The sequence below is a fragment of the Pseudomonas sp. EA_65y_Pfl2_P74 genome (assembly GCF_963970575.1).
GTDB lineage: Bacteria > Pseudomonadota > Gammaproteobacteria > Pseudomonadales > Pseudomonadaceae > Aquipseudomonas > Aquipseudomonas baetica_A.
The window spans coordinates 118,463-141,344 of sequence record NZ_CAXAOQ010000003.1 but is presented as its reverse complement, the minus strand read 5'-3'; the positions used below and the strand labels follow the sequence as shown (position 1 = coordinate 141,344).

At 59.1% G+C, this 22,882-nt stretch carries 16 protein-coding genes; 14 read left to right on the top strand and 2 right to left on the bottom strand.

From position 1 onward, the window contains the following. Window positions 1–49: 49 nt before the first annotated feature. Complete coding sequence (pgm, locus tag AACY18_RS03280) at window positions 50–1,696, top strand: phosphoglucomutase (alpha-D-glucose-1,6-bisphosphate-dependent) (RefSeq protein ID WP_339464231.1); 1,647 nt, start codon at window positions 50–52, stop codon at window positions 1,694–1,696. A gap of 74 nt (window positions 1,697–1,770) precedes the next feature. Here pgm and AACY18_RS03275 read toward each other — a convergent pair whose 3' ends face one another. Continuing rightward, on the bottom strand, window positions 1,771–2,466 hold the full coding sequence (locus AACY18_RS03275; protein ID WP_339464230.1) for a pirin family protein: 696 nt from the start codon (window positions 2,464–2,466) through the stop codon (window positions 1,771–1,773). On the opposite strand from AACY18_RS03275, the gene AACY18_RS03270 reads away from it, so the two are divergent. After that, window positions 2,465–2,602, top strand: a complete 138-nt coding sequence (locus AACY18_RS03270) for a hypothetical protein (RefSeq protein ID WP_339464229.1) — start codon at window positions 2,465–2,467, stop codon at window positions 2,600–2,602. The two genes, AACY18_RS03275 and AACY18_RS03270, sit on opposite strands and share 2 nt — an antisense overlap. A 143-nt stretch (window positions 2,603–2,745) precedes the next feature. Then, window positions 2,746–5,220 carry a UvrD-helicase domain-containing protein gene (locus tag AACY18_RS03265; protein WP_339464228.1) on the top strand — a complete coding sequence of 825 codons (2,475 nt, stop codon included), beginning with the start codon at window positions 2,746–2,748 and terminating at the stop codon, window positions 5,218–5,220. Between the two features lie 60 nt (window positions 5,221–5,280). On the opposite strand, the gene AACY18_RS03260 is transcribed toward AACY18_RS03265, so the two are convergent. Then, window positions 5,281–5,553, bottom strand: coding sequence for a DUF1652 domain-containing protein (locus tag AACY18_RS03260; protein WP_339464310.1), 273 nt, complete (start codon window positions 5,551–5,553; stop codon window positions 5,281–5,283). Between the two features lie 263 nt (window positions 5,554–5,816). On the opposite strand from AACY18_RS03260, the gene AACY18_RS03255 reads away from it, so the two are divergent. The 11 genes from AACY18_RS03255 to AACY18_RS03205 all read left to right on the top strand — a co-directional run bounded on the left by AACY18_RS03255 (window position 5,817) and on the right by AACY18_RS03205 (window position 22,877). Beyond that, the gene (locus tag AACY18_RS03255; RefSeq protein ID WP_339464226.1) at window positions 5,817–6,632 is read left to right on the top strand and encodes a helix-turn-helix domain-containing protein; all 816 of its coding nucleotides are present in this window, start codon (window positions 5,817–5,819) and stop codon (window positions 6,630–6,632) included. 52 nt (window positions 6,633–6,684) lie between these two features. After that, window positions 6,685–8,091, top strand: coding sequence for an NAD(P)/FAD-dependent oxidoreductase (locus tag AACY18_RS03250; protein ID WP_339464225.1), 1,407 nt, complete (start codon window positions 6,685–6,687; stop codon window positions 8,089–8,091). A 30-nt stretch (window positions 8,092–8,121) separates the two neighbouring features. Further along, window positions 8,122–8,466 (top strand): cupin domain-containing protein, encoded by a 345-nt coding sequence (locus AACY18_RS03245; RefSeq protein ID WP_339464224.1) that lies wholly within the window; start codon window positions 8,122–8,124, stop codon window positions 8,464–8,466. A 55-nt stretch (window positions 8,467–8,521) separates the two neighbouring features. Beyond that, entirely contained in the window at window positions 8,522–9,607 is a 1,086-nt protein-coding gene (locus tag AACY18_RS03240; protein ID WP_339464223.1) for a polyamine ABC transporter substrate-binding protein, read from the top strand. 458 nt (window positions 9,608–10,065) lie between these two features. Next, window positions 10,066–11,532 (top strand): serralysin family metalloprotease, encoded by a 1,467-nt coding sequence (locus AACY18_RS03235; RefSeq protein ID WP_339464222.1) that lies wholly within the window; start codon window positions 10,066–10,068, stop codon window positions 11,530–11,532. 93 nt (window positions 11,533–11,625) lie between these two features. After that, window positions 11,626–12,048: an AprI/Inh family metalloprotease inhibitor gene (locus AACY18_RS03230; RefSeq protein WP_339464221.1), complete on the top strand. Its 423-nt coding sequence runs from the start codon at window positions 11,626–11,628 to the stop codon at window positions 12,046–12,048. Window positions 12,049–12,227: 179 nt separating this feature from the next. Further along, window positions 12,228–14,006, top strand: a complete 1,779-nt coding sequence (locus AACY18_RS03225; protein WP_339464220.1) for a type I secretion system permease/ATPase — start codon at window positions 12,228–12,230, stop codon at window positions 14,004–14,006. Further along, a complete protein-coding gene (locus tag AACY18_RS03220; RefSeq protein ID WP_339464218.1) occupies window positions 14,003–15,352 on the top strand; it encodes an HlyD family type I secretion periplasmic adaptor subunit in 1,350 nt (449 codons plus the stop codon). The genes AACY18_RS03225 and AACY18_RS03220 overlap by 4 nt, the downstream gene beginning before the upstream one ends. Before the next feature lie 2 nt (window positions 15,353–15,354). Then, window positions 15,355–16,716, top strand: a complete 1,362-nt coding sequence (locus AACY18_RS03215; protein WP_339464217.1) for a TolC family outer membrane protein — start codon at window positions 15,355–15,357, stop codon at window positions 16,714–16,716. Between the two features lie 81 nt (window positions 16,717–16,797). Further along, entirely contained in the window at window positions 16,798–19,749 is a 2,952-nt protein-coding gene (gene eprS / locus AACY18_RS03210; RefSeq protein ID WP_339464216.1) for an autotransporter serine peptidase EprS, read from the top strand. Between the two features lie 41 nt (window positions 19,750–19,790). Continuing rightward, window positions 19,791–22,877: an autotransporter domain-containing protein gene (locus AACY18_RS03205; RefSeq protein ID WP_339464215.1), complete on the top strand. Its 3,087-nt coding sequence runs from the start codon at window positions 19,791–19,793 to the stop codon at window positions 22,875–22,877. Window positions 22,878–22,882 lie beyond the last annotated feature (5 nt).

Sequence of the window (22,882 nt, the reverse complement as noted above, 5' to 3'; positions counted from 1 at the left end):
CCAGTAAACTGCGCTCTATTTCTGAACCACTCTATTCCAGAGGTTTTGCATGACTCTCAGTCCTTTTGCGGGCAAACCGGCACCGGCAGAATTGTTGGTCGATATCCCGCGACTGGTGACGGCTTATTACACCGGCCAGCCTGACGCTTCCATTTCAACGCAACGCGTGGCGTTCGGCACCTCTGGTCACCGGGGCAGTTCCTTCGATTTGAGTTTCAACGAATGGCATGTTCTGGCCATCAGTCAGGCGATCTGCCTTTACCGCGAGGCTCAAGGGATTACCGGTCCGCTGTTTGTCGGTATCGATACTCATGCACTGTCGACCCCGGCCGGGGCCAGCGCGCTGGAAGTACTGGCGGCCAATGGTGTGACAGTAATGATCGCCGAAGGTGATGAATACACGCCGACGCCTGCCATCTCCCACGCCATTCTCTGCTACAACCGTGGCCGCACCTCGGGCCTGGCCGACGGCATCGTCATTACGCCGTCGCACAACCCGCCACAAAGCGGTGGCTACAAATACAACCCAACCAACGGCGGCCCGGCCGACACCCACATCACCAAGTGGATCGAAGCCAAGGCTAACGAACTGCTGGTCAATAAACTGGCTGGCGTTAAACGGATCAGCTACGAGCAGGCGCTCAAGGCCAGCACCACTCACCGTCACGACTACGTAAACAGCTACGTGGCCGATCTGATCAACGTGATCGATTTCGATGCGATTCGTGATGCCAGGCTGCATCTGGGCGTCGATCCGTTGGGCGGAGCAGGGGTGCGCTACTGGTCGGCCATCGCCGAGCACTATCGTCTGGACCTGGAGGTGGTGAACAAGGAAGTCGATCCGACGTTCCGTTTCATGACCGTTGACTGGGACGGCCAGATTCGCATGGACCCATCGTCCAGCTACGCGATGCAGGGATTGATTGGCCTCAAAGATCGTTTCGACGTGGCGTTTGCCTGCGACCCTGATCACGATCGCCATGGCATCGTGACGCCATCTGGTGGTTTGCTCGCGCCGAACAATTATCTGGCGGTGTCCATCGATTACCTGTTCCAGAACCGTGCGCACTGGCGTGCCGATGCCGCCGTGGGTAAAACCGTGGTCAGCAGTGGTCTGATCGATCGCGTCGCCAAGCGCCTGGGTCGACGTCTGTACGAAGTGCCGGTCGGTTTCAAATGGTTCGCTGAGGGGCTGTTCGATGGTTCGTTGGGTTTTGGTGGCGAGGAGAGCGCCGGCGCATCGTTCCTGCGCAAGGACGGTGGCGTTTGGAGCACCGACAAGGACGGCCTGATCCCGGCATTGCTTGCCGCGGAAATGACTGCTCGCAACGGTCGCGATCCAGGTCAGGCTTACAACGCGCTAACCGCCGAACTGGGTGAACCGTTCTCTGTGCGCGTTGACGCCAAGGCCAATCCCGAACAGAAAGCCCTGCTGAGCAAGCTGTCGCCTGCGCAGGTCACTTCGACCGAGTTGGCCGGCGAGAAGATCCAGAGCATCCTCAGTCACGCGCCGGGCAACGATCAGGCCATTGGCGGTCTGAAAGTCATGACCGAAAACGGCTGGTTCGCAGCACGTCCGTCGGGCACTGAAGATATCTACAAAATCTACGCCGAAAGCTTCATTGGCGATGATCACTTAAAGCAGTTGGTGGCCGAAGCGCAGACCTTGGTCGATGGTGCCATTTCCAGCCAGTAGGGCTCGATAAACGCGAAGCCTAAAAAAGGGGCAGCCGTCATGGCTGCCCCTTTTTTGTTTGTTGAATCAAGCAATCAAGCCAAATCCACCAATACGATTTCACTGTCTTCGATCGCCGTAACCGTCAGCACCTGCTCCTGTGCAATCGCTACACCGTCTCGAGCTTGTGCACGCAAGCCGTTGACTTCAATCACGCCGGTGGCCGGAACCAGATAAGCCCGGCGCCCTTCATCAAGGTGATACTCGGCGGTTTCACCGGCCTTGATATTGGCGGCGACCAAGCGAGCATCGGCGCGAATTCGCAGGCTCTGGTCGTCACCGTCCTTGCCGCTTGCCAAGGTCACGAAGCCTTCGCGATGCCCTTTCGGGAACGGTTTCGCACCCCACGACGGCGCAGCGCCGGTTTCGGTCGGCAGAATCCAGATCTGGAAGATTTTGGTGTCCTTGGCTTCCAGGTTGTACTCACTGTGCGCGATGCCGGTGCCGGCGCTCATCACTTGCACATCGCCCGCTTCGGTGCGGCCCTTGTTGCCCAGATTGTCCTGGTGGGTAATCGCACCTTCACGCACATAGGTGATGATTTCCATGTCGCGGTGGGGGTGTTGCGGGAACCCGGTGCCGGCGGCAATCACGTCGTCGTTCCAGACCCGCAAATTGCCCCAGTTCATGCGCTGTGGATCGTAGTATTCGGCGAACGAAAAATGGTGATGGGCATCCAGCCAGCCATGATGGGCGCCGCCCAGCGAGCTGAAAGGTCTGAGTTCAAGCATGATCGTCTCCTCAAAAAAGGTTCGTCACGGGGCGCTGTGTCCGCACCCGGCACAAGACCGGTGGTTTATGACGGCGATCATCTATCAGGAAGGTATCGATAAAAAGCGTAAAAAATGCGGCATCAGCATCGAATAACTTGATGAAAGACCACGTCGAAACTGTCTCCCGCCACTTTCAATTCATCACCTAAACCAATGAGCTGTAAGCATTTCGCTAGAACTCAACAGCAAATACAGACACCATAGCCGCCAACCGCCTTACCCACTGGAGCCCTTCGCGTGGCGCAACACACCCCCGATCTTCCTCCCGAACTTCGTCCATTGGCCGAGATGCCCTGGTTCAAGCGTCTTGCTGCGCGTTTCTTCGGCCATGGCTTGACCCGTCTGCGCGCCCAGCATCGGGCATCGTGGTTGCACGGCCAGGCTGACGGTTTTCGCAGTGGTCACACCGCAGGCGTCGAGTACGGCTATAAAGAGGGCAAGCTCGATGGGCTGGAGGAAGGTCGGCAGGTCTTGCTGATTCGCGACAGTCGCAGCACCGAGCATCGCCCGCCGGGTGTCGATAATCACTTGTTCGATGACTGGCGCCTGCCGTTGACGGCCGAGCTGAAGAAACGCATGAAGGCTGACGTCGCGCGTCTGCTGCCAGCACATGCCCAGCCGAGTGCTGCGCAGTGGAAGATGATTTTCAGCGATACGCCTTCGACTTCCGTGGTTGCCGGTGCCGGCGCGGGCAAGTCGACCACGCTGGTGTTGCGTATTGTGTTGCTGACGCATTACCTGGGTTTTGAGCTCGATTCGATGACCGTGGTGACGTTCACCCGCGAGTCGCGCAAAAACTTCATCAATAAACTGATCGAGTTGTTTGCGCTCTGGGGTCAGGCTTTGGGCCTGAAGCAGGCACGAGAGTTGGTGCGAACCTTTCATTCGCGAATCCTGCCGATGGTGCGCAGCCTGCCGGGTTTCGAGCGTTTGCAGGCATTTGAGAACCTTAGTCATCGGGCTCCGGGCGCTGACGAGGAGGTCGACAGCAATCCGTTCGACCTGCGCATCAACGACGCCCAGCGCCAACAACTCAATGCCTGCTACCACCGCTTGGTCACTCAGGACGAGCGATTCCGTCAGCTAATCCAGCCGATGGCCAAGGCAGGCATGCAGCTCAAGGAGCTGGAGCGCGATCACCCGGATGTACAAAAACGCATGGCCGTCACCGAACTGGCGGCCAAGCGGGATGAAGAACTCTGTGATGCCATTGAAGATTTGTGGTTTCGCGCTGGCGCCTGGCCTATCCAAGGGGTCGAACCGAATCGCCAGACCTTCGAAATCAACGGTTCGACATTCCATTGCCATGGCTATATCCCCAGCCTTGATGCCTGGGTGGTTCTGGGTTTTGACCCACGGGAAGATGCGCAGCTCAGCCGGCCAAACGCTAAGCTTTCCATACGCGCAGAGTGGGCGGTAAAACGCACCCTGTTTCAAGCATTCTGTCGTAAGCCATTGATATGGCTAGATACTTGCGAGTCATCAAGGCGTGTTCTCGCCACTTTGGCTGGTGATGCCAGCGCCGGCCCGGGCTTCGATTACAAGGTCAAAGGCGAACTGGCCTCCGCGCCACTACTCGACTGCTTCGTGTCGGCAGCAGGCTTCATCGAGAACCTGGGTCTGGATGTGCCAGACGCTGTCGCTCGCATGAGTTTTGCCAAGGATGATCCGGACCGGTTTTTCTTCGAGGCGCTAAGCCTGTTCTGGCGGGCATTCGAAGACCATCTGCTCGATCAAAAGCCACCGATCATGACCTACAACCGTATGTTTGCGCTGTTCAGCGAGCACTCGCCGGAAAACCTCAAACTACTCAGCGATGAGTTACTGCGGCCGATGTCGCACCTGATGATCGATGAATTTCAGGACGTTTCGCCGCAGATCGTTTCGTGGATTCGCGCCAGCCTCGGCGAAATCCGCAGTCGGGGGCCGGCCATGCATGTCGGACGCGGTGCGCAGCGGTCGTCGCTGCTGTGTGTGGGCGATGATTGGCAGTCGATCTACGGCTGGCGCGGCAGTTCGCCGAGTTATTTCATGGCGTTCAACCAGGAGTTCCCGTCGCCGAGCACCACCCGGGTCATGCTCAGTGACAACTATCGCAGTCATCAACACATTATCGATGCGGCTGAACACATCGTTCGTGCCGCCCCGGCCATTCCCGGCAAGAAGGCCAAGGCCAGCGGTGAGCCCAAGGCACTGCAGCCGGTCAACGTGCTGGAACGCGACGATCAGGCCTTGGGGCAGCGCCTCGCCGAACACTATCGTCAGGGGCATTCGATCTTGATGCTTTATCGAAAAAGTAGCGATAAGTCATTGATTGAAGAGCATATTTGCTCAGTAGTTAATGTTGATTCGAGCTTGCCGTACGAAGCGCGGCGCTTGAAACAACTGACCTATCACAGCGCCAAAGGCTTGCAGGCCGATGCGGTGTTTTTGCTCGGTGACTGTCAGCACTTGACCAGTTCGCCCTACAAGAATCAGGTCTACCGCATGGCTGGACTGGGTAAAAGCGGCGACAACGAGCCTTACGACAGCGCGCAGAAAGATGAAATCCTGCGCCTGGCGTACGTCGGTATCACCCGAGCGGTGAGTCATTGCTACTGGTATGTCGAACCGCAGGAAGCGCAAGCAGTGAACATGCCCCGGGCGTCCGACCGGATCGCCAAGGGCAAGCCGTTCTTCGTTGATCACCGTGCTGCAAGGCAAAGCGCCTGAAAGCATCATCCACAAAAAAGCCCGTAACAATACGGGCTTTTTTTGTTTTAAATCATAAGTTTATGCGTAATTCCTAAAAGACTCTGGAGGAATGAAAGCTTCCAGCTCATCCTCCACAGCCTCGATAATTCGCTCGACATCCGCCGCATTCATCACCGTGGCACAAGGAATGCCGGCGATGGCGATCATGGTTTCGCCGCTTGCACGATCAAACAGACGGGCGATCATGCTGCCCGGCGCATCCATCGTTGCCTCGAAACCCATGGGATGAAAATGCCAGCGCATCAGCTGGCATGCATTGGGGAACGTGACTTTGCTTGAACTTGTATTCATGTGTTGCCCGCCTTCTTCATCGAGCGCTTCCTTTTGCTCATGTGAGGTGGGAAGAGCCTTCATTGGCTCAACCGGTGATTGACATTAAAAGTAGCATCCTGATGTGAAACTACTGTGAGATTTTTCAGTTCATTTTGCGATTGCTTCGCATTTTTTGATGTAAGTCACGGCCTACGTAATCGTCGCCAAAATGCCACTATGGATTAATCATTGATGCGCGTGGCGATCTTGGGCAAGCTCGAATCTTTTTCGCCGAGCCTAATATGCACGCCGACGATGACGGCCCCGAACAGACCCAGGCCACAGCCGCGACGGTCATGCGTTACCACTTGAGCTGGAGACACCGCGATCTGGACAGTGTCATGGCGCTGTACCACCCAGAGATCCAATACAACGATTTCTTCCAGAACCGTGCGCTCAGCCTCGATGACTTGCGTGAGTACGTGCGCGTGAGCATGCCGCGAGAATCCGACGAAACCCTTGAGCATTGCGACCGCATCCGCGTCGATGGCAACACGGCGTTCATTCAATACGAAGTGACCCTGCGCGGCGGTGACGGCCTGGTGTCGTTCCGCTCCAGCGAAGCCATCACGGTCAAGGACGGGCTGATCTGGCGCGTCAACGAATACGCTTCACTTGTGCGTGCGCAGGCCAGCAACAAGGCTGCGCCGAATCAGCGGCCAGCGGTCAGTCGGCTGGGCCTTTCGCCGCGACAGCTGAGTTTTATGGCCGAAGACCTGCAGCAATACTTCGAGCGTCAGCAGCCATACCTTGATCCACAACTCGACTTGCAGCGTGTGGCGAAGGAGTGTGGGTACAGCCGCAATCAGATTTCCTATTTGCTCAATCAAGTCCTTGGTCAAAGCTTCTATCGATACGTCAACCAGGCGCGGCTGCAGCATTTGCTCAGATCTCTGGACGATGCGGCCCCACCTCTGCGCATTGACGAAATGGCGTTCGCTGCCGGATTCAATTCAATATCGGCGTTTTATAGCTGTTTCCGCCAGCACACCGGTCAGTCACCCAAGGCTTACGCCAAACAAATTTCTTTGCGGGCACGCGCGCAAGACTTCGGCTGAGCAAGCGCACTAGGATCGACGCCATCGAAGGTTTTCAGTGGCGGAGTCTTGCATGCCGGCGTGGCGCACTATCAGTTTGTGGATGGATCAACTCGATGAGCCGCTGACCGCGCGGCCGGAGCTGACACAGGACCTTGATGTCGACGTGGCGATCATCGGCGCCGGTTACACGGGGCTGTGGACGGCGTACTACCTGAAGAAACACGCACCCGACCTCGACATTGCAATCGTCGAGGCGCAAACCGCCGGTTTTGGAGCGTCTGGCCGTAATGGTGGCTGGCTGATGGGTAATTTGCTGGGTGAGGAGCGCTTGCTCGCCGGGCTGTCACCGCAGCAGCGTCGCGCTTCGTATGATCTGCTGCACGCCATCCCCGACGAGGTCGAAGTTGTCATCGAACGTGAGGGCATTGACTGCGATTATCGTAAGGGCGGTGTGTTGTATTGCGCTGCACGTTATCCAGAGCAGGAAGCGTCTCTGCGTGAATACCTGGCCAAGCTGCACGCACAAGGCCTGACCGACGACGATTACCGCTGGCTCAGCCCCGAGCAACTGGCGCAACAGATCCGTGTCGCCAAGCCTTATGGCGGCATTTACGCCCCCCACGTAGCGACCCTGCACCCGGCGAAACTGGTTCGGGGGCTGGCGCGTACCGTGGAAAACATGGGTGTGAAGATCTTCGAAAACAGCCCGGTCACACATTGGCAGTCGGGCAGCTTGCGCACCGCCAAGGCGAGCGTACGCAGTCGCTGGATCGTGCCGGCGGTTGAAGGTTATTCGGTGACATTGCCGCCCTTGGGTCGCTATCAGTTGCCGGTGCAAAGCCTGATTGTCGCCACCGAGCCGCTGTCCGCTGCCACTTGGGACGAAATCGGCCTCAATCGCGGCCAGGCCTTCAGCGAGTTCAGCCGCCAAGTCACCTACGGCCAGCGCAGCGCCGATAACCGCTTGGTTTTCGGCGCCCGCGGCGGCTATCAGTTTGCCGGCAAGCTGCGCCACAACTTTGACCTGACCCGCGATGAAGTTGAACTGCGCCGTTATCTGTTCGGCGAACTGTTCCCACAACTGAAAAACGTGCAGATCACCCACGCGTGGGGCGGCAATCTCGGCATGTCCCGGCAATTCAAACCGCACATGCTCTGCGATCGGGCCAACGGTATCGCGCTGTCCGGCGGCTATGGCGGGGAGGGCGTCGGTGCCAGCCACCTCGGTGGTCGCACCCTGGCGGATCTGATTCTGGAGCGTGACAGCGAACTGGTTAACCAGCCGTGGGTGTTGCCCGATGGCGGGATTCACGCGCTGCGCGCCTGGGAGCCAGAGCCGTGCCGCTGGCTGGGCTACAACGCGATCATCAAGAGTTTCGTCCACGAAGACCAAACCCTGGCCAACCCGGCGACGGCGCCCTGGCGGCGCAAACTTGCCAGCCAAGTGGCGGGCTTCATGGAAGGTTTCATGCACTAAACGTTGTTTATTCACAAGACAGGTAACGCCATGAGCATCACCCAGTTCAAAAACACCGCCTCGCTGAAACTTGAAGAATCCAGCCCGGTGGCCGTGCCCCTCGGCGAGCCGATCGCCATCGCTTCGACCACCAGCATCGAGCGCGACGATGGCGTTGAAACCGGCGTCTGGGAATGTACACCCGGCCGTTGGCGCCGGCAGATCACCGCTCAGGAGTTCTGCCATTTCATCTCCGGCCGCTGCACGTTCACCCCGGACGACGGTGGCGAAACCCTGCACATACAAGGTGGCGACGCACTGATGTTGCCGGCCAACACGCTCGGTATCTGGGATATCCAGGAAACCGTGCGCAAGAGCTACGTGCTGATTTTCTGATTGTTTGATCCTTTGATTGCCTGCCAACAACAATAGCCTCTACAGGAATCGACTCATGATCCAGAAAACCCTCGCCTTGGCGCCGCTGTTGCTGGCTGCCTCCATCAGTCATGCCGCCGAAACGGTCAAGGTTTACAACTGGTCCGATTACATCGCGCCGGCCACCACCAGGAATTTCGAGAAAGAGACAGGCGTTGGCGTCACCTATGACGTCTACGACAGCAACGAAACCCTCGACGGCAAGTTGATGACCGGACAATCGGGGTACGACGTAGTGTTTCCTTCCAACCACTTCATGGCCCGGCAAATTCAGGGCGGCGCGCTAAAGAAGCTCGACAAGAGCCAGTTGCCAAACTGGAAGAACCTCAACCCGGTGCTGCTCAAAGCCTTGCAGACCAACGACCCGGGTAACGAGCACGGCTTCCCGTATCTGTGGGGCAGCACCGGCATCGGCTATAACGTTGCCAAGGTCAAAATGGTGTTGGGCGACAATGCGCCCGTGGATTCCTGGGACCTGATCTTCAAACCGCAGTACATGGAAAAGCTGCAAAAGTGCGGCGTGGCGATACTCGACAACGGCCCGGAGCTGCTGCCGGCGGCGCTCAATTACCTGGGCCTGCCGCCCCACAGCAAGAACCCCGAGGATTACAAGAAGGCCGAAGCTTTGTTAATGAAAGTTCGGCCCTACATCAGCTACTTTCATTCCTCCAAGTACACCAGCGATTTGGCTAACGGCAACATTTGCGTAGCGGTTGGCTTCTCCGGCGACATTCTGCAAGCACAAAACCGTGCCAAGGAAGCGAAGAACGGCATCGATATCGGTTATGCGATTCCCAGGGAAGGCGCCGCCATCTGGTTCGACATGGTCGCCATGCCGGTCGATGCGCCCGACGAGAAGGCCGGTTACGCGTTCATGAATTACCTGCTGCGTCCGGACGTGATGGCCGGCATCAGTAATTACGTGCACTACGCCAACGGCAACGAGCAGGCCGACAGCCTGATCGATCCGGCGATCAAGAACGACACCAAGGTCTATCCGAGTCCGCAGATGATGGGGAAATTGTTTGCGCTTGAGGCTATGCCGCTGAACATCGACCGGATTCGTACGCGGGTGTGGAACAAGATCCGTACCGGTAGCTGATCCCGCAACAACCGTGGGGGCGGATTTGCTCGTGAAGGCGTCGTGTCAGGCAATGCGCTGGCTAACTGCCCATCGCTTTGGCGAGCAAACCCACTGCCACCTTTGTTTTCATTGTCTGTTTATTGATTGATAGCCATACACTGGCATCGCACTAATAAAGTGCATGAAAATGCGACGTGCCTAACAAAACGCAACTTACCTTTATTTAATATTTAAATAGAAAATCGTCAGGCAATTAGGCTAAACCCAGCCGTTTAGAACATTCTTTTATCGCCGTGCGCATTGTTTACGGGAGTTTTCCGGAACAGTTCAGTTTGATCTCAAAAAAAGGCTTTACGTTAGATTTCAAATTGTGTCAGGTTTCTTACGCCTTCATTGGGCGAGTGATAGGACGATCTCGCCAGAGATTGTCGCTATCGGACAAAAACTGTTCCATTGCTAAACAAGGAAGTGTGTTTATGTCGAAAGTTAAAGCTAATGCTATTGATACCGCCGAACAGGCTTTCCAGTTGTTCGCAGCGCCACAACCGCTGGCCGCAGCCAGTTCGGCGTATAACCAGATCAATAGCTTCAGCCATCTATATGATCGTGGCGCCAACCTCACGGTCAATGGCAAACCCTCCTTCTCCGTCGATCAGGCCGCCACTCAGTTGCTGCGCGACGGCGCTGCCTACCAGGACAAGGATGGCAGCGGCAAGATCGAACTCACCTACACGTTCCTGACATCGGCATCGTCCAGCACGATGTACAAGCACGGGATCAGCGGGTTCAGCAAGTTCAGTGCTCAACAGCAAACCCAGGCCAAGCTCGCCATGCAATCCTGGGCCGATGTGGCCAATGTCACCTTCACCGAGAAAGCCTCGGGCGGCGATGGCCACATGACCTTCGGTAACTACAGCGGGGGCCAGGATGGCGCTGCGGCGTTCGCTTATCTGCCAGGCACCGGCGCCGGTTATGACGGCACGTCGTGGTACCTGATCAACAGTGGCTACACGCAAAACAAGACGCCGGATCTGAACAACTACGGGCGCCAGACCCTGACGCACGAAATCGGCCATACCCTGGGCCTGGCTCACCCTGGCGACTACAACGCCGGCAATGGCAACCCGACCTACAATGACGCGACCTACGGGCAAGACACCCGCGGCTACAGCGTCATGAGTTACTGGAGCGAGAGCAATACCAGCCAGAACTTCAGCAAGGGCGGGGTGGAAGCCTATTCCTCCGGGCCGTTGATGGACGATATCGCTGCGATCCAGAAGCTCTATGGCGCCAACATAAATACCCGTACCGGTGACACCACCTACGGCTTCAACTCCAACTCCGGTCGCGATTTCCTCAGCGCTTCGTCGTCGAGCGACAAGCTGGTGTTCTCGGTATGGGATGCGGGCGGCAAGGACACCTTCGACTTCTCGGGTTTCACCCAGAACCAGAAGATCAACCTCAATGAGGCTTCGTTCTCCGACGTTGGCGGCCTGGTGGGCAACGTGTCCATCGCCAAAGGTGTCACCATCGAGAACGCCATCGGCGGTTCGGGCAATGACCTGCTGATCGGTAACAGTGCGGCCAACGAGCTCAAGGGCGGTGCCGGCAACGACATCCTCTACGGGGCCGGTGGCGCCGACAAGCTGTGGGGCGGTGCAGGTTCTGACACCTTTGTGTTTGCGGCCAGCTCCGATTCCAGGCCGGGTGCAATTGATCAGATCCTCGATTTCGTCAGTGGTCTGGACAAAATCGACCTGACCGGTATCACCGGTGGCTCGGGCCTGCACTTCGTCAACTACTTCACCGGTTCGGCGGGTGATGCAGTGCTGACGTCGTCGGGTGGCAACAGCCTGTTGTCGGTGGACTTCTCCGGGCACGGCGTGGCGGACTTCCAGGTCAGCACCGTTGGCCAGGCAGCGATCAGCGACATCGTGGCGTGATGTGAACCAAGAGGGCGGCGCTTGAGGCGCCGCTTTCTTCGCTTGCATCGTCTAGGCTGGTACGCAAGGCTACACGCCGGAGTGAAGTTTCCTATGAGTCGAAAGGTTTTTACCTACATAACGGTGGCGTGGCTGGTGGCGACGCTGATGATGATTTCAGGAGAAACAAGCATGGCAAGCAGCCTCAGACTCGAAGATCCCTCGCAATTGGCCGGCCAATGGCAGGCGACCCTGACCGCTCGCAATGACGCCCCGGACGCGCAAAAACTTCAGGACAAACCATCGAATACTTGTGTCATCGACCTGCAATCGAATCAGACCGTTGGCAACGGTGCCGACTGTTTGGCTGCCTGGATAGAAGACACGCCCATGGGCTGGTTCCCCGAGCCGGACGGTATCTCGATTACCGGCAAGGAAGGCTCAAGAATCGTGTTTTTCAGCCGACAGCGTGAAGGGCTCTATTCAAGTCATTTGAAGTCGGGGCTGATCATCACTTTTGAACGCGTAGTGCAATAAGCGTCGAGACGGCCAGTTGGATATAAGGTGATGCTTAATCGTTATAGGTCAGCCGACGTGAAAGCCGAAGTTGTTATTGAATTGTAATGGGCACTTGCAAGTTGTCTTGCGCCGGCGAACAGAAGACTAATTCAAACCTCGCCAAAGTTCGGTGAGATCAAACATTTCAGGAATAATCAATGAAGATGGCGAAGGCCCCAGCCACCGCGCCCTTATTCAAGGCCTTGGGCGACTACAAAAGTATTCTGATCAGTGTCGGTTGCTTTACCGCGCTGATTAACGTGCTGATGCTGGTGCCCTCTATCTATATGCTCCAGGTCTATGACCGGGTGCTGTCGTCGCAGAATGAAACCACCCTGGCGATGCTGTCGCTGATGGTTGTTGGTTTCTTCGCCTTTATCGGCCTGCTGGAAGTGGTGCGCAGCTTCATCGTGATCCGCATTGGCAGCCAACTGGAGCGCCGATTCAATTTGCGGGTTTATCAGGCGGCGTTCGAACGCAACCTGTTCAAGGGCGAGGGCAACGCAGGCCAATCGCTGGGCGACTTGACCCACATTCGCCAATTCGTTACCGGGCCTGCGCTGTTCGCGTTTTTCGACGCGCCGTGGTTCCCGGTGTATCTGTTCGTGATTTACCTGTTCAACGTCTGGCTCGGTGTGCTCGCCACAGCGGGTGCGTTGTTGCTGATCGCTTTGGCGTGCCTCAACGAATACATGACCAAAAAGCCGTTGGGCGACGCCGCCGGTTTTTCGCAAAAATCCAGCCAGCTAGCCACCAGCCACCTGCACAACGCCGAAACCATTCAGGCGATGGGCATGCTCGGTTCACTGCGCAAGCGCTGGTTCCAGGTGCATTCGCGCTTCCTCGGCTTGCAGAATCAGGCCAGCGACACCGGCGCGGTGATCAGCTCGCTGAGTAAAACCCTGCGCCTGTGCCTGCAATCGTTGGTGCTGGGCCTTGGTGCATTGCTGGTGATCAAGGGCGACATGACCGCCGGGATGATGATTGCCGGCTCGATTCTGATGGGCCGCGTGCTGAGCCCGATCGACCAGTTGATCGCCGTGTGGAAACAATGGAGCGGGGCGAAGCTGGCTTACCGTCGCCTCGATGCATTGCTGCAAGCCTTCCCGCCGAGCGATGACGCGATGGCCCTGCCGGCACCGAAAGGCCAGATTACCTTCGAGCAAGTCAGCGCCGGCCCGCCGGGGCAACGCACTGCGACCTTGCACATGGTCAATTTCAATCTGGAGGCCGGCGAAGTGCTCGGCGTGCTGGGGGCTTCCGGCTCCGGCAAGTCGACGCTGGCCCGTCTGCTGGTCGGTGTCTGGCCGACTCTGGGGGGCACCGTGCGCCTGGATGGCGCGGATATTCATCGCTGGAATCGCGACCAACTCGGCCCGTACATCGGCTATCTGCCGCAAGACATCGAGCTGTTCAGCGGCAGCATCGCCGAGAATATTGCGCGTTTCAGTGACGCTGATCCGCAGAAAGTCGTGGCCGCCGCGCAACAGGCCGGCGTCCACGAAATGATCCTGCGTCTGCCACAAGGCTACGACACGCAACTGGGTGAGGACGGCAGCGGCTTGTCCGGCGGTCAGAAGCAGCGAGTGGCATTGGCGCGCGCCCTCTATGGCACGCCAAGCCTGGTGGTGCTGGATGAACCCAACTCCAACCTCGACACCGTCGGCGAAGCGGCATTGGCCAGTGCCATTGCACAACTCAAGGCGCAAGGCACGACGGTGGTGCTGGTGACGCATCGTTCTTCAGTGCTGGCCCAGGCTGACAAGTTGCTGGTGCTCAACGAAGGCCGCCTGCAAGCCTTCGGCCCTAGCCAGGACGTGCTCAAGGCGCTGTCTGGTGCGGCCAATGAACAACAACGCGAGAAACCTGCGCAAGCACCGGGCGGGCTCAGTATGAGTCGGCAGTACCAGCCTTCGACAAGGAATTCGGGTGTATGAGCAGTGCCAGCATGAACACAGAAAACGAAGCGAACATGGAACACGCCTACATCACCGAGCGCCCGGAGCGCGATGCGAAATTCTTCGCGCGCATGGGCTGGATTCTGGCGATTGTCGGTGCTGGCAGTTTTTTTACGTGGGCCGCATTGGCGCCGCTTGATCAAGGCATTCCGGTGCAGGGCACTGTGGTGGTCTCAGGTAAACGCAAAGCGGTGCAGTCGATGAGCAGCGGTGTGGTCAGCCGCATTCTGGTGCGCGAAGGCGAGAGCGTGAAGCAAGGCCAGCCGCTGTTTCGTCTCGATCAGACGCAAGTGGCGGCTGACGTGCAATCGCTGCAAGCCCAGTACCGCATGGCGTGGGCGAGCCTGGCGCGCTGGCAGGCCGAGCGCGACAACCTCAAGCAAGTGATCTTCCCGGCTGAACTGAGCAACGACCCTGACCCGCGCCTGGCGTTAGTGCTGGAGGGGCAGCGCCAACTGTTCAGCAGCCGTCGCGAAGCGTTTTCCCGCGAGCAAGCCGGATTGCGCGCCAGCATTGAAGGGGCGACCTCGCAACTGGCCGGCATGCGCCGTGCACGCACCGATCTGAATGCACAGGCCAATTCCCTGCAACAACAACTCAGTAACCTGCAGCCGCTCGCGGACAACGGTTACATCCCGCGCAATCGCTTGATGGAGTACCAGCGCCAACTGTCGCAAGTGCAGCAGCAACTGGCGGAAAACGCCGGCGAAAGCGGTCGTGTGGAGCAGGGCATACTCGAATCGCGCCTCAAGCTGCAACAGCACAGCGAGGAGTATCAGAAGGAAGTCCGCACGCAACTGGCCGACGCGCAACTCAAAAGCGTGACCCTGTCCGAGCAACTGATCTCCGCCGGTTTCGACTTGCAACACAGCGAAATTCTTGCAACCGCCGATGGCGTGGCGGTCAATCTTGGCGTGCACACCGAAGGCGCTGTGGTACGTCAGGGTGAAACGCTGCTGGAGATCGTCCCGCAAGGCACGACGCTGGAAGTGGAAGGGCATTTGCCGATCAACCTGATCGACAAGGTCGGCCCTCATTTGCCGGTGGACATCCTGTTTACCGCGTTCAACCAGAGTAAAACCCCGCGGGTGCCGGGTGAGGTCAGCCTGATTTCCGCCGACCAGATGGTCGATGAGAAAACCGGTGTGCCGTATTACGTGCTGCGCAGCAGTGTCAGCGATCAGGCCATGGAAAAACTCAACGGTCTGGTGATCAAGCCTGGCATGCCGGCAGAAATGTTCGTGCGCACGGGCGAGCGCTCACTTCTCAACTATCTGTTCAAACCGCTGCTCGACCGGGCCGGCTCCGCGTTGACCGAGGAATAAGGATGTTCGGCTGTATGAATAAGCTTTCCATACTGACGGCCGCGTTCGCGCTGCTGGCGGGCAACAGTGCACTGGCGGCCATGGGGCCGTTCGAGATTTACGAGCAGGCGCTGCGCAATGATCCAGTGTTCCTGGGGGCGATCAAGGAGCGCGACGCTGGCCTTGAGAACCGCGCCATTGGTCGCGCCGGGCTGTTGCCCAAAATCGGTTACAACTACAACAAGGGCCACAATACCTCGAAGGTCACGCAAATTAATGAGCGCGGCAACTATACCGAGAACCGCAATTACAACAGTTACGGCTCGAGCCTGACGCTGCAACAACCGTTGCTGGATTACGAAGCGTATGCGGCCTATCGCAAAGGTGTTGCGCAGTCGCTGTTTGCCGACGCGAATTTTCGCGGCAGGAGCCAGGAACTGCTGGTGCGGGTGTTGGATAACTACACCAAAGCCTTGTTTGCTCAGGATCAGATCGACATTGCTCAGGCCAAGAAGAAGGCCTATGAGCAGCAATTCCAGCAAAACGAGCACATGTTCAAGCAGGGCGAGGGCACGCGCACCGACATTCTGGAAGCCGAGTCGCGCTATGAACTGGCGACCGCCGAGGAAATCGAGGCGCACAACGAGCAGGACGCCGCGTTGCGTGAGTTGGGGGCGCTGGTCGGTGTGCCAGCCGTGGACATCAGCGATCTGGCGCCACTGGATCAGAGTTTCCAGACCTTTGCGCTGCAACCTGCCAATTACGACACGTGGCACGAGCTGGCAATCAGCAACAATCCGAACCTGGCCTCGCAACGTCAGGCAGTCGAAGTGGCGCGCTATGAAGTGGAACGTAATCGCGCCGGGCATCTGCCCAAGGTCAGCGCGTACGCGACGGTGCGCCAGAACGAATCGGAAAGCGGCAACACGTACAACCAGCGCTATGACACCAACACCATTGGTTTTGAAGTGAGCGTGCCTTTGTACGCGGGTGGTGGCGTGTCGGCCTCGACACGTCAGGCCAGCCGTACCATGGAGCAGGCCGAATACGAACTCGATGGCAAGACTCGCGAAACGCTGATCGAACTGCGTCGCCAATTCAACGCCTGCCTGTCAGGGGTGAATAAATTGCGTGCTTATCAAAAGGCGCTGACCTCGGCCGAAGCGCTGGTGTTGTCGACCAAGCAGAGCATTCTCGGCGGTGAACGGACCAATCTGGATGCGTTGAACGCTGAGCAACAACTGTTTACCACCCGCCGCGATCTGGCGCAGGCGCGGTACGACTATTTGATGGCCTGGACCAAATTGCACTACTACGCCGGCACATTGAGCGAGCAGGATCTGGCTCGGGTGGATGAGGCGTTTGTTGTTGCTCATCAGCCCTGACCGTCAGGGACAGCGCTGAGTGAGGGCCTCAAGCAACACCGCAGAAGAATCTGCATAAAACAATAAAAGTGAGTCGTGAACATGGACGTACACATCAAGCCGGCAGCGGTCGGCACGCTGTTGCTCGCTGTTTCTATCGCTCAGGCCCAGGCGCAATACCTGGAACCTGGTAGACCCGGCGATTCCGCCAGTTGGCGTAGTGCCGAATTCCAGCGTGACTGGGGCCTTGAGCGCATGCAGGCCGATCAAGCCTACGCCACCGGCATTACCGGCAAGGGCGTCAAGATTGGCGCGCTCGATTCCGGTTTCGATGCTGCCCATCCCGAGTTTGCCCCTGACCGTTATCACCCGGTGCAGGCCAACGGCAGCTACATCGACGGCGCACTGTTCAGCATCGACGGCAACGTCAACCCCAACAACGACGCCCATGGCACCCACGTCGTCGGCACCATGGGCGCGGCCCGTGACGGTGCGGGCATGCACGGCGTGGCTTACAACGCGCAAATCTATGTCGGCAACACCAACAAGAACGACCGTTTCCTGTTTGGCCCCAATCCTGATCCGCGCTATTTCAAAGCGGTTTATGACGCACTGGCCGATGCCGGCGTGCGGGCGATCAACAACAGTTGGGGCAGCCAGCCGCCGGATGTCAGTTACCGCACACTCGCCGATTTGCAGGCGGCCTACGCCCAACACTTCAACAAAGGCACCTGGCTCGACGCGGCTGCCGACGTCTCGCGACGCGGGGTGATCAACGTCTTCAGCGCGGGCAACAGTGGCTATCCGAACGCCAGCGTGCGCTCGACGTTGCCGTACTTTCAGCCGGATCTTGAAGGTCATTGGCTGGCGGTGTCGGGCCTGGATCAAAGCAATCAGCAGAAGTACAACCAGTGCGGCGTCGCCAAATACTGGTGCATTACCACGCCGGGGGCGAAGGTCGACAGCACCGTTCCCGGCGGCGGTTACGCGATCAAGTCCGGCACCTCGATGTCGGCGCCACACGCGACCGGGGCACTGGCGCTGGTGATGGAACGTTACCCGTACATGAACAATCAGCAGGCGCTCGAAACGCTGCTGAGCACCGCCACGCAACTCGATGGTTCAGTGACCGATGCGCCCAGCGAGCGAGTCGGTTGGGGGGTGGCCAACCTGAACCGGGCGATGCACGGGCCGGGGCAGTTGCTCGGCACGTTCGACGTCAGCCTGGCGGGCGGACAGAGCGATGTGTGGAGCAACGACATCTCCGACAAGGCATTGATTCAGCGCCAACGCGAAGACCTTGCCGAACACAGTGCCTGGCAGCAAACCTTGCGGGACAAGGGCTGGCAGAACGGTGTCGGGGCCAATGCCAGTCAACAGGATCTAACCGATTACGCGGTGGGCAGCGCTCGCGACGCTGCAGCAGCGGGGCGGACGTATCAAGGCAGCCTGATCAAGTCCGGCGCCGGGCGTTTGATCCTCACCGGGGAAAACACTTATCGCGGTGCCACCACGATCAACGGCGGCTTGCTGACGGTCAACGGGGCGCTGACGTCAGCCGTCACCGTGAACGACAGCGGCACGCTTGGCGGTGCCGGACGGGTCGGTTCATTGACCGCCAACAGCGGTGGCCGGGTGGCGCCGGGCAATTCCATCGGCACCTTGAACGTGGCCGGCGATGTCAATTTCGCACCGGGTTCGACGTATGCCGTTGAACTGTCGCCCACCAGCAGCGACCGTATCGTTGCCGGCGGTACCGCGACCGTCAGCGGCGCAACCGTCAGCCTGTCACTGGAAAACAGCCCCACCTTGCTCAGTACCGCCGAGGCGCAAAGCCTGCTCGGGCGCCAGTACACCATCCTGCAAGCGGCCGGTGGCATCGAGGGCCAGTTCGGCGCTGTGCTGCCGAACTATCTGTTTATCGGCGCCAGCCTCGACTACGCCGCCAGTGGTATTGAACTCAACGTCGAACGCAACGCGAACACGTTTGCCAGCGTCGGCCAAACGCCGAATCAACGTTCGGTGGCCGCTGCAATCGAAGGCTTGGGCGCGGGCAACTCGGTTTACGAAAGTGTGCTGCTGTCGCCAGACGCGGCTGTCGCGCAACACGCCTTCCAGCAACTGAGCGGCGAAATCTACCCGGCCCTCGGTTCGGCGCTGATCAACGACAGCCGCCCGTTGCGCGATGCGGTGGCCGAGCGTTTACGTGAACCCCGCGCTGCGCTAAGCAATGGCTGGATCAAAGGCCTCGGCGCATGGGGCAGCACCGATTCGAGTCATGACACGGCGGGTTACAGCACGTCGATTGGCGGTCTTCTGGCCGGTGTCGACGGCGCGCTGGACGAGCAGACCCGCATCGGTCTGGTCACCGGTTACAGCGACAGCTCGCTTGGCATGGGTTCGGGCACGCATTCCTCGGCCAAGGTCGACAGCTATCACCTGGGTGCCTACGCCGGACATGACATTGGTGCCTGGCGCTTGAGCACCGGCGCGGCCTACAGCTGGCATCGCGCCGATGTGAAGCGTGATTTGCAGTACGGCAACGTCAGCGCCAAACAGAAAGCCAAGGTGGAGGCGAGCACCGCCCAAGTGTTTGGCGAGGCAGCTTATCGATTGGCCCAGCAGCCACTCGCGCTGGAGCCGTTTGCCAATCTGGCCTACGTGCATCTGGACAGCGAGGGTTTTACCGAGAAGGGCGCTGGTGCCGCGCTGAAAAGCTCGGGCGATCAGCGTGACGCGGTGCTGAGCACGCTCGGCGTGCGGGCGATCAAGACCTTCAATCTGTCGGCTCAGCAGACACTGGATGTGAGCGGCCACCTCGGCTGGCAACACAGCCTGAACGACATCGAATCCGAGCAACACCTGCGCTTTGCCAGCGGGGGCACGCCTTACTCGGTGGAGAGTTCGGCGCTGGTACGCGATGCCGCGCTGGTCGGCGTGCAGGCGAGCCTGGCGCTGAGCCGCGATGTACGGGTGAATTTTGATTACAGCGCACAACTGGCCAATCGCGAGAAGAGCCACGGCGTCGGCGTGAGTCTGAACTGGCTGTTTTGAACAAACGGATTTTTCGCAACATCACTAAGGAAGGTCGCTGGATGAATAACAACAATACCTGCGCGCAATCGGGTGGTCGCTTCGCCCTTAAAACCCTGAATTGCGCGGTGTTGTGCGCACTGACCACCTGGGGCACAGCGCAGGCTGCACCCTATGTGGAAAACGGTCGCACGGGCGATGCCAGCAGTTGGCGCAGCGCCGAATTCCAGGCCGATTGGGGGCTGGGCGCTATCGGGGCCGATTACGCCTACGCCGCCGGTTACACCGGCAAAGGCGTCAAGTTGGGGATCTTTGACCAACCGGTGTACGCCGCGCACCCGGAGTTTTCCGGCAGCAACAAAGTCATCACGCTGGTCACCCGGGGTATTCGCGAATACACCGACCCGTACATCCCGGTCAAAGCCGGGGATACGTTCCTTTATGACGGTTCGCCCTCAGTCGGCTCCAACGGCAAACTTGGCGCCCACGGCACCCACGTCGGCGGCATCGCGGCGGGCAGTCGCGATGGCGGTCCGATGCACGGCGTGGCGTTCGGCGCGCAAATCATCAGCGCCGACAACGGCGACCCAGGCCCGGAAGACGGCATTGTTCGCGGCAACGACGGCGCGGTGTACAAGGCCGGGTGGGATGCGCTGATCGCCAGCGGCGCGCGGATCATCAACAACAGTTGGGGCATCGGCATTACCGACCGTTTCGACCTCGGCGGCCGCGACCCGGCGTACCCGCACTTCACGGTCAACGACGCACAATTGCAGTTCAACGAGATCCGCACGCTGCTCGGCACCAAGCCCGGCGGTGCCTATGACGGTGCGATTGCTGCCGCACGCAGCGGCATCGTCACGATCTTCGCCGCCGGCAACGACTACAACCTCAACAACCCGGACGCCATCGCTGGCCTCGGCTATTTCGTCCCGGACATTGCGCCGAACTGGATCACCGTCGCGGCGTTGCAACAGAACCCGAATCTGGCCAGTTCCGACCCGTACATCATCAGTACGTTTTCTTCGCGTTGCGGTTACACCGCGAGTTTCTGCGTCTCGGCACCGGGTACGCGGATCTACAGTTCGATCATCAGTGGCACCAACGCTGACAACCTCACCACTGGCTACGCCAACTACAACGGCACCTCAATGGCCGCGCCGCATGTGGCCGGCTCCATGGCCGTGTTGATGGAGCGCTTCCCGTACATGTCCGGCGATCAGGTTGCCAGCGTTTTGCGAACCACGGCCACCGACCTCGGCGCACCGGGCATCGACGCCTTGTACGGCTGGGGCATGATCAACCTGCGCAAAGGCATTGATGGCCCGGCGATGTTCGTCACCGAGCAGGACATTCCGGCTGAATTCCGTATCGACGGCGCCTATGGCTCCGGCCAGTTTGTCGCGGATTTGCCCGGCATCGGCGCGATCATCGACCAAGGCAAACCCACCGAACGCGTGTGCACCGACATCACGTGCGGTCTCGATACCTGGCGCAACGACATTTCCGGGCACGGCGGTTTGACCAAACAAGGCATCGGCACGCTGGTGCTGACCGGCAACAACACCTACAGCGGCCCGACCCTGGTCAATCAGGGGCGCCTGGCCATCAACGGGTCGCTGCAATCGGCGGTCACCGTGAATGACGGCGGTATCCTCGGCGGTAACGGCCACATCGGCGCGCTGTCGGTGAAAAGCGGCGGTACGGTCGCTCCGGGCAACTCTATCGGCACCCTGAATGTGGCGGGGGATGTGACCTTCGCGCCGGGCTCGACCTACGCGGTGGAGTTATCGCCAACCAGCAGTGACCAGATCATTGCGACCGGCAAGGCTGTGATCGAAGGGGCGACGGTGAGCATGTCGCTGGAAAACAGCCCGACACTGCTGACCACCGGCCAAGTGAAAAGCCTGCTGGGCACCCAATACAACATCCTGCAAGCGGCGGGCGGCATTGAAGGACGCTTCGGGCAGGTGCTGCCGGACTACGCGTTCCTCGGTGGCACCCTCGATTACTCGGCAGGTGGCATTCAACTGGCGGTGGGGCGTAACGACGCATCGTTCGCCAGCGTGGGGCTGACGCCGAACCAGCGCGCCGTCGGTGCCGCTGCCGAGCGTTTGGGCGCGGGCAATGCCCTGTTCGAAACGCTGTTGTTGTCACCAAACGCGGCATCGGCGCAGCAAGCGTTCCAGCAGTTGTCCGGTGAGATTCACCCGGCCATTGGTACCCTGTTGATCAACGACAGCCGTTACCTGCGCGATGCCGTGGGTGAACGTCTGCGCGAACGTGACCTGTTCAATGCCAATGCCCCCACCGACGATCGCAGCAACGCTTGGGTCAAGGTGCTGGGTTCCTGGGGGAGCAGTGACGGCGGGTACAAAAATGCTGACAGCACCACCTCCATCGGCGGCTTGCTGGCCGGCGTTGACGGCTTGATAACTGAAGATACCCGTCTGGGCTTCGTGACCGGTTATAGCGACAGCTCGTTGAACATGGGCAGTGGCACGCATTCCTCGGCGTCGGTCGACAGCTATCACTTGGGTGCCTATCTGGGCCATGAAATCGATGCGCTGCGCCTGACCGTTGGCGGTGCGTATAGCTGGCATCGCATCGATGTGAAACGTGACCTGCAATTGGCCGATGTCAGCGGCAAGCAGAAGGTCAAACGCGATGCGAGCACTGCGCAATTGTTCACAGAGGCGGCTTACGATCTGCGTCTGCAACCGATGAACCTGGAACCGTTCGCCAATCTGGCTTACGTGCACCTCAACAGCGACAGCTTCACCGAGAAGGGTGACGCCACCGCACTGAAGGGCGGCGAAGACAATCGTGATGCAGTGCTGTCGACCCTCGGTGTACGGGCCAAACGCACGTTTGCCCTGTCGGACAAGCACCAGTTGGAACTGGGTGCGAGCCTGGGCTGGCAACACAACCTGAGCAGCGTTGATGCCGAGAGTCACCTGGCCTTCGCCAACGGCAACAGTGCGTTCAAGGTGCAGAGTGTGTCGATGGACCGTGATGCTGCTGTGGTCGGCGTGCGTGCCGGTCTGGCGCTCAATCGCGATGTGCGGGTCAACCTGGATTACAACGGGCTGATCGGTTCCCATGAGAAAGACCACGGTGTTGGCCTGACTCTGGACTGGCAGTTCTGATTTGA